Here is a 14,597-nt window from a genome sequence, read left to right as displayed (position 1 = left end):
GCTTACAGCAGGTCGGGCGAATCCTATTCGCCGCGACATGCTGTAGCGGCCGCTCAGCCGCCGCCAAGAATATCCAGGATCGAGGTCTGCCGCTTCTTGAGCGGACCGCCGACGCTGCCTGGCGGCACCGGATGGCCGACCGAAGCGGTGGTTCCGCCATCCGCCGGCATGTTGAAGCCATCGGCATCGACAGTCTCGGCAGGCCGCGCCGCGCGGACCGGCGCTGGCGTCGCCGGTGCCGCCGCCTGCGCGGCCGGCGCTTGCTGTCCAACCGAAACCGACGGAACCGGTGCCGGCTGGTTGTTGTCGGCCGAGGGAATGTCGTCGGGCACGATGGTGTCCGCCGGCGTCGATTTCCAGGTGCCGGGCAGCGGCCGAACCGGCACGCCCTCATGCGCGGCGACCATGAATTCATGCCAGGCCTGCGCCGGCAGTGCGCCGCCGGTGACCTTCTTCATCGCCGTGCCGTCATCATTGCCGAACCACACGCCGGTGGTGAGATTGGCGGTGTAACCCACGAACCAGGCGTCGCGCGAATTCTGGCTGGTGCCGGTCTTGCCGGCCGACGGCCAGGCGAAGGCCGCCTTCTTGGCGGTGCCGATCTCGACCGTGCCGGTCATCATCGAGTTCATCATGCCGACGATCTCGGGTTTTACGACACGTGGTGCGGCGCCGCCGGCAGCGTCGTAAAGCACCTTGCCCTCGGCGGTCGTGATGCGGCGGATGAAATGGATGTCGGGCTTGTAGCCGCCATTGGCGAAGGGCACATAGGCCGAGGTCAGTTCCAGCGGCGTCACTTCCGACGTGCCTAGCGCGATCGAGGTATTCGCCTGCAAATCGGACTGGATGCCCATGCGGTGCGCGGCTTCCACCACCGCGTTCGGCCCGACTTCCATGGTCAACTGCGCGGCAACCGAGTTCAGCGACTTGGCCAGAGCCGTCGCCAGGGTGACCTTGCCGAAGTACTTGCCGCCGTAATTATCGGGCGTCCAGTTGCCGATCTTGATCGGCGCGTCGTTGCGGATGCTGTCGGGCGTGCGACCGGCCTCGAGCGCCGCCATGTAGACGAACGGCTTGAACGCCGAGCCAGGCTGCCGGCGCGCCTCGGAGGCGCGGTCGAACTGGCTGGTCGAATAGTCGTAGCCGCCGACCATGGCGCGCACCGCGCCGGAATCGTCGATCGATACCAGCGCGCCCTGGGTGACGTTGAGCTTCTTGCCGCTGTCGTCGATCAGCTTGCGGATCGACTGTTCGGCGAGTTTCTGCAGGTTCAGGTCGACGGTGGAGTCGATGACGATATCGCCGCGCACGTCGCCGATCAGGTCGGGCAGTTCTTCCATGATGGTGTCGGCGACATAGTTTTCCGAGCCGGTCCAGTAAGAAGGCGAGCGCGTCGCCGGCGCGCTGAGCGCCGTCTTCAGCTCCTTCTCGCTGATCTTGCCCTCCTCGCGCATGGCGGCGAGCACCAGCTGCGAGCGCTCCTCGGCGGCCTTGGGATCGCGCGCCGGCGACAGCCGCGAGGGCGCCTTCAGCAGGCCAGCCAGGAGTGCGGCTTCCGACAAGGTCACGTCGCGCGCGCTCTTGCCGAAATAACGACGCGAGGCCGCCTCGACGCCATAGGCGCCGGAGCCGAAATAAACCCGGTTGAGGTACATTTCGAGGATCTGGTCCTTGGTGTGTTTGTGCTCCAGCCATAGCGCCAGCAGCACCTCCTGCACCTTGCGTTCCAGCGTGCGGTCGGGCTTCAGGAACAGGTTCTTGGCCAATTGCTGCGTCAGCGTCGAACCACCTTGCGAGAAGTGCCCGCCGATGAGGTTGGTCACCATGGCGCGCGACAGGCCGATCGGATCGACACCGAAATGCGAATAGAAACGGCGGTCCTCGATGGCGATCACCGCCTCGGGAATATAGGGCGACATTTCGTGCAGGCCGACGGCTTCGCCGCCGCTCATGCCGCGATTACCCAACAACTGCCCATCGGCCGAGACAATCTTGATATTGGGCGCGCGGTCGGGGATCGACCAGGTCGTGGCCGCGGGCATCTTGGCGCCATAGTAGATGACGACGCCGGCCACCGCGATGCCGCCCCATATGGCGAGCACGAAACACCAGTAGACCAACCGGCCGAGCACGCCGAACAGGCCACGCCCGCTTCCACCGCGTCTGGACCGCGACGATTTCCCCTTCGATGATTTGCGTTTGGCGGAGGCTTTGCGGTTGCTCGGCACGACGCGGTCCTCCTCGCTAGCCGAAAGACCCGTCTGGGATCTCGCCCGTGGCGGCCCCTCGAAGCTGGGCTCGATGCGACTGTCTCTGCGGTTCGCCATGCGCTGCGCTTGATGTCCCCGGTGCCAATGGCGCTCGGGTTGAAGAGTAGATGCGGCGATTTAAGGGCGGGTTAAGCAGGCCTCCGGCCAAACCGTTGAAATCCGTTAGGAATTTGTTAATCCTCTTCTCCCGTCACCTGTTGATCCCGACGAGCGCCCTTATTGCCTTCCCTGCGTTTTTCGATCTCATAGGTCAGCCATCGGCAGAACATGCCGGTGATCGAAGCCGCCGCGCCGACAAGCAGACAGGTGGTCAGCAGCGGGCTTTTGGAAGCGCTTGACCAACTGACGATGGCCAGCAGCACAACGCTCAGGGTTGAAATCAAATAACCCACGCCCTTGAGCAAGTGCAAAGAAGCCTTTGTCATCTCCTGGAATCTCCTAGGCCTGCTCTTCGGAACATTCATTGCGCCTTGGAGTTCCAATCCCGGACCATCCGGAACGCGACAGAGGCGCCTCATGCCCGACTACCTCAAGCTGCCGACGACGACGAAGGGCCTTGTCAGGGTCGTCGTCGAAACTCCGCGCGGTGCCGCGGCCAAGGTAGCGTATGAGCCGGCTACCCAGGTATTCGGCTATGTCCGCCCTTTACCGGTCGGAATGACCTACCCCTACGATTGGGGTTTTATTCCCTCCACATTGGGGGACGATGGCGATCCACTGGATGGACTAGTCATCCATCAGGCAGCCACGGGTGCCGGCACCGTCATCAAATGCAACCTTTTGGGTGCGCTGCGGGTCAAGCAGAAGGATCAGGGCGGCGAGGCCCTGCGCAACGACCGTTACGTCTTCTGTCCTCACCGCGAAGACGCTGCGGACGAGCCGGTGGCTGCGGACCATGTGCCGGAGCATCTCAGGCGCGAGATCGAACAGTTCTTTCTGTCGTCGGTGCTTGGGACCGGCAAAACCATCAAGTTCAAAGGCTGGCAGGATGCCGATGAGGCGCACAGAGCAATCAGGAAGGGCATGAAGGCCTTTGCTGCCAGGCTGCGCAAGTAGGCATGGCCACTTTCTGGTGCTTTGTTCCGATAGATCAGGCGCTTAAAGGCGCGCCATACTAGGTTCGAGCCCCCACCTTGTCTTTCCGACAATCGACGCCATCGGATAGAAGGCCAGCGACTGCTCCTCGCAGGTGACCGCGACGACACTGTTCGAACGGTCGATGTCGAGACCCTTCGGGCCACCTTCCTCGACACTGGCCCTGCCCCGCAGAAAGGTCTCCTCGTCGAGCACGCCGACTGAATGCGTCGGGCGGCGACGCCCGGCCCAGCCGTCGCCGCGTTCATAGATATGCACCGCCGGGCTGCCGGCATCGGCCACGAGGATATGCCGATCATCCCTGGTGAAGCGCAGGCCATGTGGAAAGCCGGCGTCTTGCAGGATGCCGACGGGCTCGCTCTTTGGCCCAAGCGACGAGGACGTCCGGTAAAGTTTCACGTCCCTGGTGCCATGGCTGCTGACGGCAATCCATTGGCCGTCATGGCTGACTGCGATCCCGTCGGGTACATCGAGGCCGTTCCTGAGCAATGGCTGGTTCTTGACCGTCCGATAGCCCAGCCAGCGTATGGCCACGTGCCGGGTGACCAGATGCGTATAATTGTTGCAGGCCAGCAGGCTGATACGGCCGCCGGACTCGCGCCGGACGACGACCGAGCCCGGTGTCCTGAGTTTGCAGAAAGGCTTGCCGTCGATCCGCCGAAGCGCGGTGATTTCCCGATGCTGGCCCGCCATGCTTTCCACGGGCAGGGCAAATATCGCAAGCTGCCCGTCGCGGTTGGCAACCACCAGGGTCTTGTCATCGATGAAATCGAGGCCGTGGACCTCGCCGATGTCGTCCGACCTCAGTTCCATGAAATCATGGATGGTAATCTCTGGGCCATCAGGCCACATCTCGACATCGATACGCAGGAGCAGACAGCGTTTGCGCGCGAAGGCCGCGATCGCCAGCAGCCGGTTGTCGGGCGAAAAGCGCAGATCCTCGGTGCGTCCCATAGCCGAAAGCGCTGCCCGAACTGCTTGGCTGGCCCTGAATGCGACCGGAGCTATCGTCGTGCAACTCCCACCGAGATCGAGCATTGGAAGATCCGTCTTGCAGACCCGGACCATTGACGCCCCCGCGCAGCCCCTGGATTTCGGGCCGCCGACCCCGTCGCGCTTGTCGACCAAAGCTGCCCGCCATCCGGAGAATCAAAACGGCATTCCAGTCGAGCGCAGGCTCAGTTCTGCTGGATCGAAATGCCCTTGTCGTCGATCTTGAGTTCGACGCCTTTCGGCCTGGTCTGCTCGCGGTAGACGAAGACGCCCAGCGCGATGACCACGACGACGAGCGCGCCAATGATGAGATAGAGTGTGTTCTGCTTCATGGCGCGCCCTTTGCCGTGCCGAGCCTCAGGCTCGTTTCAGGACCTTGACCAGAACCAAAAGGATGATGGCGCCGATCGTGGCGTGGATGATGGAGGCGATGATGCCGCCGCCGATCGAGAAGCCGATCCGCGGGAACAGCCAGCCGGCGATGAACGCGCCGACGATGCCGACGATGATGTTGCCGATCAGGCCGAAGCCGAAACCCGAAACGATAAGACCGGCGAGCCAGCCGGCGATGGCACCAATGATGATGAAGACGAGAAGGCTTTCGGCACCCATAGCGGTTTCCCCCGAGCAAGAGGGCGTGCGGAGCGGAAGGCTCCGAATCGGCCTCGATATCAACGACTTCAGCCTATGCGAAAGCCCCCGGCCTCGCCAGCGGCGCGCTCACTGGTCGTCGTCGCCGGCAGTGGGCCGCCAGCTGGTCGGCTCGACCTTCTTTTGCGTATGGCTGTCGGTGTAGACCCACCAGCCGCCGTCGCGGTACTGCGCTATGGATTCGTTGAGGACGCCGTCGCTGTCCTTCCAGGTGACGGTGACCTTGGAGCCGTCGGTCGGCGCGGTCGATATCGGCTTTCTGTCCGCCATCTCATCCCTTTTTTCAGCTATGGGCGAAGATATCCTCTTCGGCCCAGCCCATCAGGTCAAGCTTGGACCGTGTCGGCAGGAAGCGGAAGCAGGCGTCCGCCTCCTTCGTCCGCCCGTCTCGCGCCAGCCGCCCGGCCAGCACGTCGCGCAACCGATGCAGATAGAGCACGTCCGAGGCCGCGTATTCGAGTTGCTCGGGCGACAGTGTTTCGGCCGCCCAATCCGACGATTGCTGCGCCTTGGACAGGCCGACACCGAGAAGCTCGAAGCAGATGTCCTTCAGCCCGTGCCGGTCGGTGTAGGTGCGCGTCAGCCGCGAGGCGATCTTGGTGCAGAATACCGGCTCGGGCATCACGCCAAACGCATTGTAGAGCACGGCGAGGTCGAAGCGACCGTAGTGGAACAGCTTGGTGATGGTGCGGTTCCTCAGCAGGCTGACGAGGTTCGGTGCCTTTTTCTGGCCCGGCGTGATCTGGATGACATCGGCGCTGCCGTCGCCAGGCGAAATCTGTACCACGCAGAGCCGGTCGCGGTGCGGGTTGAGGCCGAGCGTTTCCGTATCGATGGCCACCGCCGCGACATTGTAGCGGGACAGGTCAGGCAGATCGTTTTTATGGAAGCGGATATCGCTCATCGTCTTCTCCGGGTCGCTGCCTTCGGCGTCGCGCATCCATCGAAGAAGCGCACACGCGCTCCGACACATTGCGCTGTCGACCCGTCCTCGCCGTGATCGGCGGAAAAATCAACAGAAAGTTGATTTTCCGCCCTCCAGGGTTGTTCGTCTTACCGTGTCAGCGCATCCAGAATGCGCGCCCAGGAGCGCTGGCCCTTGTGGAAGGAACTGAGTTCATATTTCTCGTTGGGCGAGTGGATGCGGTCGTCGTCGAGGCCGAAGCCGACCAGCAGCGATTCCATGCCGAGGTAGGTCTGGAAGTCGCCCACCACCGGAATGGAGCCGCCGCTGCCGGTCGTCACCGCGGGCTTTGGCCATTCGTCGGAAAGCGCGGTCTTGGCTTTGGCGAGGAAGGGCGAGTCATAGGAAAGCTGGATTGCCGGGGAACCGCCATGCGCGTGGAATTCGACCGAACAGTCAGCCGGAATACGCTCCTTGACGAATTTCTGAAACGCAGCCCGGATCTTGGCCGGGTCTTGCTTATGGACAAGGCGGAACGAGACCTTGGCCGATGCTTCCGCGGCAATCACCGTCTTGAAGCCCTTGCCGGTGTAACCGCCGATGATGCCGTTGAACTCGGCCGTGGGCCGGGCCCAGGTCAGCTCCAGCACCGAGCGGCTTTTTTCGCCTGACGGGATCGACAGGCCGACAGGTCCGAGGAATGTCTCGGCCGTCTCGCCCAGCGTCTCCCATGATTTCAGCACCTGCGAGGGCGTTTCCTCGACACCGTCATAGAAGCCCGGGATGGTGATATGCCCGTCCTTGTCGTGGATGTCGGCCAGCACCTTGGCCAGGATGCGGATCGGGTTGGCGGCAGCCCCGCCGTAAAGGCCCGAATGCAGGTCGCGGTCGGCGGCCTTCACCGTGATCTCCTCGCCGACCAGACCGCGCAGCCCGACGCAGATCGACGGCGTGTCGCGGTCCCACATGCTGGTATCGCACACCAGCGCGAAGTCGGCCTTGAGTTCCTCGGCATTGGCCTCGAGGAACGGCTTCAGCGAGAGCGAACCGGATTCCTCCTCGCCTTCGAACAGGATGGTGACGCGGCACGGCAGACCGCCGTGCACCTGCTTCCAGGCGCGACAGGCTTCGACGAAGGTCATCAGCTGGCCTTTGTCATCGGCCGAGCCGCGCCCAGTGATGATCTTGTGACCAGGTCCGACCTCCTTGATCGCGGGGGCGAAGGGGTCGTTTTCCCACAGTTCGATCGGGTCGACAGGCTGCACATCATAGTGCCCGTAGAACAGCACATGCTGCGCACCCGCCGGCCCGTCATGATGCGCAACCACCATCGGGTGCCCGGGCGTGTCGCGCACGCTGGCGTCGAAGCCGATGAGCTTGAGTTCCGCCACCAGCCATTCCGCCGCCTTGCGGCAGTCGGCGGCATAGGCCGGATCGGTGGAGATCGACTTGATCCCGAGCAGGCCGAAGAGCCGTTCCAGGCTCTGACCGAGGTTCTTGTCGAGACGGTCGAGGACAGGGGAAACTGCGGACATTTGCATAGCCTTTCGATTCAGTGCCGGAACCGTAAAGGCAGAGCGGCGAAACGAAAAGCCCGGGACATTGGACCAAGGCGCCGGGCGGCCGCCGCGGGCAAAAAAATGCCGCCGTGGTGGAGGGGGAACCACGGCGGCCTTTTACTCGAAACGATGCGGCAGCCCGGAGAGGGGGGATAGGCTGCCGCAGTTGTCCGGTATAGGCGGGGGACGGGCCTTACTCCGGACTTCGGCGAAAACTGCCGATGACGTGTATTTGGGTCTGTGAACGTGGCGATTCAAGGGCGCCAACGTTACACTTTTGTAACGTGCCCGTGAGCAGACTTGTATAACCCCGATCCGTCAGGGTTCCGATCTGTCAGGGGCCCGATCTGTCAGGGTGTTGACGGAACCGATACCTGGCGATGTCTTTGGCATGGACCAACCCACCGCGCCGCGCTATCCCTGCCGGCATGAAAAAAGGCGATCATCTTTTCCTCATCGACGGCTCCGGCTACATCTTCCGGGCCTACCACGCACTGCCGCCGCTGACCCGCAAGTCCGACGGCCTGCCGGTCGGCGCCGTTTCCGGTTTCTGCAACATGCTATGGAAGCTGATGCAGGATGCTCGCAACACCGATGTGGGCATTGTGCCGACGCATTTCGCCGTGATTTTCGACTATTCCTCGAAAACCTTCCGCAACGACCTCTATCCCGAATACAAGGCAAACCGTTTGGCACCGCCCGAGGATCTGATCCCGCAGTTCGGCCTGATCCGCCAGGCGACCAGGGCGTTCAACCTGCCTTGCGTCGAGATGGAAGGTTTCGAGGCCGATGATCTCATCGCCACCTATTGCCGGCTGGCCTGCGAGGCCGGCGGCGACACCACCATCATCTCCTCCGACAAGGACCTGATGCAGCTGGTCGGCGACACGGTCGGCATGTACGACCCGATGAAGGACCGCCAGATCGGCATCCCCGAAGTCATCGAGAAATGGGGCGTGCCGCCGGAAAAGATGATCGACATGCAGGCGCTGACCGGCGACTCCGTCGACAATGTGCCTGGAGTGCCCGGCATCGGACCAAAGACCGCGGCACAACTGCTCGAGCAGTTCGGCGATCTCGACGGATTGCTCGCACGCGCCGGCGAGATCAAGCAGGAGAAAAGGCGGGAATCGATCATCGCCAACGCCGACAAGGCGCGCATCTCGCGCCAGTTGGTGACGCTGAAGAACGACGTGCCGGTGGCCGACGGGCTGGACGATTTCGTGCTGCATGCCCCCGACGGGCCGAAGCTGATCGGCTTCCTCAAGACCATGGAATTCACCTCGCTGACCCGCCGCGTGGCGGAAGCGACCGGCACGGAGGCCGGCGACGTTCAGGCCGTCGCCGTAACGGTCGAACGCGCCGACAACGCCCATGGCCCCGACGTCGGCGCCGGAACACCGCCCGTTGCCCGAAACGGAGCAGGCACCGAGCTTGGCCAGGCTGCTGAAACCGAGACGACAGAGAAGCCAAAACAGGGTGACACCCCTTCGCTCCTGGCCGCATTGCGGCTGGAGAGCGCGGCGACACGCAAGATAGATACGTCGGCCTACCAGTGCATCCGCGATATCGCGACGCTGAAAGCCTGGGTCGCCGAGGCGCGGGAGGCCGGTATCGTCGCCTTCGACGTCAGGGCTACCTCGACCGATCCCATGCAGGCCGAACTGATCGGCCTTGCCATGGCCACGGCGCCCGGCCGCGCCGGCTACATTCCTTTTGCCCACAAGAGCGGCAACGGCGACCTGCTTGGCGGCGGCATGCTCGAAAACCAGATTCCGCTTCGCGAGGCACTGGCGGTGCTCAAACCGCTGCTTGAGGACAGGTCGGTGCTGAAGATCGCGCAGAACCTGAAATATGATCTGGTCATCATGAGCCGCTACGGCATCGATGTCGCGCCGTTCGACGACACCATGCTGATCTCCTATGTACTCGACGCCGGCACTCCCCATGGCCACGGCATGAATGCCCTTGCCGACAAATGGCTTGGCCATACACCCCTTCAGCTCAAGAACGTGACCGGTTCCGGCAAGAGCTCCGTCGGTTTCGACCAGGTCGACATCGACAAGGCGACCGCTCACGCCGCTGAGGATGCCGACGTGACGTTGCGGCTGTGGCTGGTGCTGAAGCCCCGCCTTGCCGCCAAGGGCCTGGTCTCGGTCTATGAGCGTCTGGAGCGGCCGCTGGTGCCGGTGCTGGCCCGCATGGAACAGCGTGGCATTTCGGTCGACCGGCAGATCCTGTCCAGGCTGTCGGGGGAACTGGCGCAAGGTGCAGCACGGCTCGAAGAGGAAATCTACCAGCTCATCGGCGAGCGCATCAACATCGGCTCGCCCAAGCAGCTCGGCGATATCCTGTTCGGCCGCATGGGCCTGCCCGGCGGCTCCAAGACCAAGACCGGCCAGTGGTCGACCTCGGCGCAACTGCTCGAAGACCTTGCCGCCGAGGGCCACGAACTGCCGCGCAAGATCGTCGACTGGCGCCAGCTGACCAAGCTGAAATCGACCTACACCGATGCGCTGCCCGGCTTCGTCAATCCCGAAACCAAACGCGTCCACACCTCCTACGCGCTGGCCGCGACGACGACCGGCCGTCTCTCGTCTTCCGATCCGAATTTGCAGAACATTCCGGTGCGCACGGCTGAAGGCCGCAAGATCAGGACCGCCTTCATCACCGACAAGAGCCACCGGCTGGTCTCAGCCGACTACAGCCAGATCGAACTGCGCGTGCTCGCCCATGTCGCCGAAATCCCGCAGCTGCGGCAGGCCTTTGCTGATGGCGCCGACATCCACGCCATCACAGCGTCTGAAATGTTCAACGTGCCGGTGGAGGGCATGCCGTCGGAAGTGCGCCGCCGCGCCAAGGCGATCAATTTCGGCATCATCTACGGCATCTCGGCTTTCGGCCTCGCCAACCAGCTGTCGATCCCGCGCGAGGAAGCGAGCGCCTACATCAAGAAATATTTCGAGCGCTTCCCCGGCATCCGCGACTATATCGAGGAGACCAAGGCCTATGCCCGCGAGCACGGCTTTGTCGAAACGATCTTCGGCCGCCGCATCCACTATCCCGACATCAGATCGTCGAACCCGTCGCTACGGGCCTTCAACGAGCGCGCCTCGATCAACGCCCGCCTGCAAGGCACCGCCGCCGACATCATCCGCCGCGCCATGATCCGCATGGAGGAAGCCTTGGACAAGGCCAGGCTGTCCGCCCGCATGCTGTTGCAGGTGCATGACGAACTGATCTTCGAGACGGTCGAGGCGGAAGTCGAGGCGACGATCCCGGTCGTGCGTCAGGTCATGGAAAACGCGGCGATGCCGGCGGTGTCGATGTCGGTGCCGCTGCATGTCGACGCGCGGGCGGCGAATAATTGGGATGAGGCGCATTGAGGCTCCGCCGACGAGAAGACCTTAGGCAGCCTCAGCCCGGCACTTCGCGCAGGTCCCACGAAATTCTATCACCGCCTTCTTGGCAGCGAAGCCGGTCGAACTGACCCATTCGTTCAGCCGGTGGTCGACGTCGTGATCGGACATTTCGGTCACTTGCCCACAGCTGTCGCAGATGGCGAAAGCGGTCATCGAATGGCTGTGGTCGTGCGGCTCGGCGCAGGCGACGAAGGAGTTGATGCTTTCCAGCCGGTGCACGAAGCCTGACTTCACCAGCGTGTCGAGCGCTCGATAGACCTGCAATGGCGCGCGAAAACCGCGCTCGCGCAGTTGGTCGAGCAAGGTGTAGGCGCTGAGCGGCCCGCTGGCGGTCTCGAGTTTCTCGAGCACGCACAACTGGTTTTTCGTCAGCACATCCCTTGCCGCCATGGTTCTGTTCCAACCCGTCCCGCGCCACCTGAAGACTGTTTGCGCGTGCAAACGGCCTGATCCCATTCAGATAGCGACGAACCGCGGTCTTTGCTACTCTTGTGTTGTTGTCCCGGGCCGATCGATGACGTGCCGGCACGTTAACAAGGCCGGCGGAATCATCCACCGCCCTTGTCAGCTGGCTTCGCCTATTTCCTTGGCGGGCCTTTGCGCTCGGCTGAGGCAGCCCACAGATTGATGTCGGACTCGCGCGCGTAAGTATCGATCTCGGCCAATTCGGCGTCGCTGAAATCGAGCACCTTGAGCGCCCCGACGCAATCTTCCACCTGCTCGGGCCGGCTGGCGCCGATCAGCGCCGACGTAACCCGGCCTTTGCGCAGCACCCATGCCAAAGCCATCTGTGCCAGCGTCTGGCCGCGCTTGCCGGCGATTGCGTTGAGCGCCTTGATGTTGGCGATGGTGCGGTCGTTGATGAAAGCTGTCTTCAGCGACTTGCCCTGGGATGCCCGGCTGCCGTCGGGAATGCCGCCGAGATATTTGTCGGTCAGCATGCCTTGCGCCAACGGCGAGAACACGATCGAGCCGACGCCAAGGCCCTCGAGCGTGTCGAGCAGGCCGTCCTCCTCGACCCAGCGGTTCAACATCGAATAGCTCGGCTGGTGGATGACGCATGGCGTGCCGAGCTGCTTCAATATGTCGGCGGCCTCGCGGGTGCGCTGCGAATTGTAGGAAGAGATGCCGGCATAGAGCGCCTTGCCTGAACGCACCGCATGGTCGAGCGCGCCCATGGTTTCTTCGAGCGGCGTGTCGGGATCGAAGCGGTGCGAATAGAAGATGTCGACATAGTCGAGCCTCATCCGCTTCAGGCTCTGGTCGAGGCTGGCCAGCATGTATTTGCGCCCGCCCCATTCGCCGTAGGGGCCTGCCCACATCTCGTAGCCGGCCTTGGTCGAGATGATCAGCTCGTCGCGATAGGCGGAAAAATCGGTGCGCAGAATCTCGCCGAAGGCGGTCTCGGCCGAGCCGGGCGGCGGTCCGTAATTGTTGGCAAGGTCGAAATGGGTGATGCCGAGGTCGAAGGCCTTGCGGGCGATCGCCTGCTTGGTCCGATGCGGCGTGTCGTCGCCGAAATTGTGCCACAGCCCGAGCGAGATCGCCGGCAGCTTGAGGCCGGACCGACCGCAACGGTTGTAGATCATTTTCTCGTAGCGGTTTTCAGCGGCGATATAGGGCATGGGAAAATCCTCGAATTTGAACGGACAAGGCACCGTCATCGCAGAGGCGATGAGCATGCCCATATCCATCCTTTAACCCCTCCCCGGAGGAACGGGGAGAGGGGTAAAGCAAAATTATCGATAATCTCCGCGCCCTATTTCTTCTTGGCCAGGAGATCCTTGGCTTGCTTGACGCCAAGCGCGGCCGGGCGCTCGCAAGTGGTCTGCATGGCGACGAACTTGCCGGTTTCGCCGGAGCGCAGGAGGCCGGTCATGACATCGACGGCATGCAGCGCGAGTTCCATCGAACAGCGGTGTGGCCGCCCTTCGGCGATTGCCAATGCCATGTCGGCGAGGCCTGCCGTGCGGTAGTTGGCCATCATGCCCTGGCCGTGCATCTCATTGGGGATACCAAGCGGATGCTTCCATTTCGGCAGCTTCTTGACCGGCTTGCCTTCTTCGGTGAAGCGCACGTCGCCGCCGAAAAAGTTCGGATCCGGCACGAACACCGTTCCGGCCTCGCCATAAAGCTCCATCGGCGCGTGGCCGTGGGCCCAGACGTCCCAACTTGTGTTCAGCGTCACCACGGCGCCATTCTCGAATTCCAGCAGGCCGTGAATGGTGGTTGGCGTGTTGACCGGGATTTTTTCACCCGCGCGCGGCTTGGAACTGATGGTCCGCTCCTTGGCCGGGGTCGTCGCGAAGGCCGCCACCTGCTTCACAGGCCCGATCAGTTGGATCAGATTGGTGATGTAGTACGGTCCGATGTCGAGCACCGGTCCAGCGCCGGGCTGGAAGAAGAAATCCGGATTGGGGTGCCACTGTTCCATGCCGTGGCCCATGACGTGGCACGTGCCGCTGGTGATCCTGCCAAGCTTCCCCTCGTCGATCAGCTCACGCACCAGTTGATGCGCGCCGCCCAGGAACGTGTCGGGCGCCGAGCCGATGCGCAGCCCCTTCTTCTCGGCCCGCGCCTTGAGGTCCTGGCCCTCCTTGAGCGACAGCACGAACGGCTTTTCCGAATAGACATGCTTGCCGGCATCGAGCACCTGCTTCGAGACCTCGTAATGCACGGCCGGAATGGTCAAGTTGACGATGATGTCGATGTCGTCGGCCTTGAGCAGATCCTCGACGGTCTCGGCGCGGAGCTTGAATTCCTTCGCCCGTGCCCTGGCCGCATCCATGTTGATGTCGGCGCAGGCGCGCATCTCGATGCCGCGAAACAGCGGCGCCAGTGAGAAATACGCCTTCGAGATGTTGCCGCAGCCGATGACGCCAATACCCAGTTTCCCATTACTCAGCTTCTTTGCCATGGTGACTGTTCCTAGTAGCTCTTGACGGTTGCGATCGAACGGCGGGCAAAGCGCTCGATATCGTTGGGATTGTCCTGTTCCATGACAAAGTATTTCGCCGCGCTCTTGGTCCGCAGCACCTTGATCAGCTCAGCCCAGTCGATCGTGCCGTGACCGACATCAGACCAGCCATCCTCATCCAGCCCCTCGCCTCGCCTGGCCATGTCCTTGACATGGACGGCGACGATGCGCTGGCCGTGCTTTTCGATCCAGGGCAGCGGGTCGGCGCCGCCGCGCACCACCCAGGCAACGTCCATTTCCCAGCCAATATTGGGGGCCGACGACAAGATATGATCCTGCGGCACCGAGCCGTCGGCGAGCGCCTTGAACTCGAAATCATGGTTGTGCCAGGCGAAGCCATAGCCGGCCTTCCCGGCGGTCTCGCCAACCTTGGCCAGACGCTCGCCGAAGCCGCGCCAACCGGCGGCGTCGGACGGCCTGTCCTCGGCCATCAGGTAGGGACAGATCAAAAGCTTGACGCCGAGCGCTTCGGCGATCCTGCGCACGCCGTCGAAATCCTTCTCCAGCGCGCCGATGGAAAAATGCCCGGTCGGCATCGAAAGGCCGTTCTTGTCGAGTTCGGCGCGGAAGGCCTTGGGATCGTCATAGACGCCGCCGAATCCTTCGACCTCGGCGTAGCCGAGCTTGCCGAGCATCTCGAGCACATCGGTCCAGGGCAAGAAATTGCGGGCGCTGTAAAGTTGAAATGACCAGTTCATCGTCTCTGTCCGTTCTGCTTGGGGATTG

14 protein-coding genes are annotated in these 14,597 nt (G+C 62.9%); 2 read left to right on the top strand and 12 right to left on the bottom strand.

The window, feature by feature from the left end:
- Nucleotides 1-53 precede the first annotated feature (53 nt).
- Both C7I87_RS30665 and C7I87_RS30660 read right to left on the bottom strand, forming a co-directional pair.
- Complete coding sequence (locus C7I87_RS30665; protein WP_149907713.1) at nucleotides 54-2,327, bottom strand: transglycosylase domain-containing protein; 2,274 nt, start codon at nucleotides 2,325-2,327, stop codon at nucleotides 54-56.
- A gap of 116 nt (nucleotides 2,328-2,443) precedes the next feature.
- Nucleotides 2,444-2,695 (bottom strand): hypothetical protein, encoded by a 252-nt coding sequence (locus C7I87_RS30660; protein WP_149907712.1) that lies wholly within the window; start codon nucleotides 2,693-2,695, stop codon nucleotides 2,444-2,446.
- Between the two features lie 91 nt (nucleotides 2,696-2,786).
- On the opposite strand from C7I87_RS30660, the gene C7I87_RS30655 reads away from it, so the two are divergent.
- A complete protein-coding gene (locus tag C7I87_RS30655; protein ID WP_149907711.1) occupies nucleotides 2,787-3,326 on the top strand; it encodes an inorganic diphosphatase in 540 nt (179 codons plus the stop codon).
- Between the two features lie 42 nt (nucleotides 3,327-3,368).
- Here C7I87_RS30655 and C7I87_RS30650 read toward each other — a convergent pair whose 3' ends face one another.
- The 6 genes from C7I87_RS30650 to C7I87_RS30625 form a co-directional block, all read right to left on the bottom strand.
- On the bottom strand, nucleotides 3,369-4,403 hold the full coding sequence (locus C7I87_RS30650) for a lactonase family protein (RefSeq protein WP_246696460.1): 1,035 nt from the start codon (nucleotides 4,401-4,403) through the stop codon (nucleotides 3,369-3,371).
- 140 nt (nucleotides 4,404-4,543) lie between these two features.
- Nucleotides 4,544-4,690: a hypothetical protein gene (locus C7I87_RS30645; protein WP_149907710.1), complete on the bottom strand. Its 147-nt coding sequence runs from the start codon at nucleotides 4,688-4,690 to the stop codon at nucleotides 4,544-4,546.
- Nucleotides 4,691-4,715: 25 nt separating this feature from the next.
- On the bottom strand, nucleotides 4,716-4,970 hold the full coding sequence (locus C7I87_RS30640; RefSeq protein WP_140756328.1) for a GlsB/YeaQ/YmgE family stress response membrane protein: 255 nt from the start codon (nucleotides 4,968-4,970) through the stop codon (nucleotides 4,716-4,718).
- 108 nt (nucleotides 4,971-5,078) lie between these two features.
- Nucleotides 5,079-5,279 (bottom strand): hypothetical protein, encoded by a 201-nt coding sequence (locus C7I87_RS30635; protein WP_140756330.1) that lies wholly within the window; start codon nucleotides 5,277-5,279, stop codon nucleotides 5,079-5,081.
- 13 nt (nucleotides 5,280-5,292) lie between these two features.
- Entirely contained in the window at nucleotides 5,293-5,913 is a 621-nt protein-coding gene (locus C7I87_RS30630; RefSeq protein WP_149907709.1) for a ribonuclease D, read from the bottom strand.
- Between the two features lie 149 nt (nucleotides 5,914-6,062).
- On the bottom strand, nucleotides 6,063-7,448 hold the full coding sequence (locus tag C7I87_RS30625; protein WP_149907708.1) for a M20/M25/M40 family metallo-hydrolase: 1,386 nt from the start codon (nucleotides 7,446-7,448) through the stop codon (nucleotides 6,063-6,065).
- Between the two features lie 452 nt (nucleotides 7,449-7,900).
- Between C7I87_RS30625 and polA the strand changes: the two genes are divergently transcribed.
- Nucleotides 7,901-10,858 (top strand): DNA polymerase I, encoded by a 2,958-nt coding sequence (gene polA, locus C7I87_RS30620; protein ID WP_188394060.1) that lies wholly within the window; start codon nucleotides 7,901-7,903, stop codon nucleotides 10,856-10,858.
- A gap of 21 nt (nucleotides 10,859-10,879) precedes the next feature.
- Here polA and C7I87_RS30615 read toward each other — a convergent pair whose 3' ends face one another.
- The 4 genes from C7I87_RS30615 to C7I87_RS30600 form a co-directional block, all read right to left on the bottom strand.
- Entirely contained in the window at nucleotides 10,880-11,284 is a 405-nt protein-coding gene (locus C7I87_RS30615) for a Fur family transcriptional regulator (protein WP_149907706.1), read from the bottom strand.
- A gap of 188 nt (nucleotides 11,285-11,472) precedes the next feature.
- On the bottom strand, nucleotides 11,473-12,519 hold the full coding sequence (gene mgrA / locus C7I87_RS30610; RefSeq protein WP_149907809.1) for an L-glyceraldehyde 3-phosphate reductase: 1,047 nt from the start codon (nucleotides 12,517-12,519) through the stop codon (nucleotides 11,473-11,475).
- Between the two features lie 134 nt (nucleotides 12,520-12,653).
- Entirely contained in the window at nucleotides 12,654-13,811 is a 1,158-nt protein-coding gene (locus C7I87_RS30605) for a Gfo/Idh/MocA family protein (RefSeq protein WP_149907705.1), read from the bottom strand.
- An 11-nt stretch (nucleotides 13,812-13,822) separates the two neighbouring features.
- Nucleotides 13,823-14,569, bottom strand: coding sequence for a sugar phosphate isomerase/epimerase family protein (locus C7I87_RS30600; protein ID WP_149907704.1), 747 nt, complete (start codon nucleotides 14,567-14,569; stop codon nucleotides 13,823-13,825).
- Nucleotides 14,570-14,597: the final 28 nt, after the last annotated feature.

Origin of the sequence: Mesorhizobium sp. SARCC-RB16n, assembly GCF_008520305.1 — a bacterium.
GTDB lineage: Bacteria > Pseudomonadota > Alphaproteobacteria > Rhizobiales > Rhizobiaceae > Mesorhizobium.
This window is presented reverse-complemented; position numbering and strand designations above follow the sequence as displayed.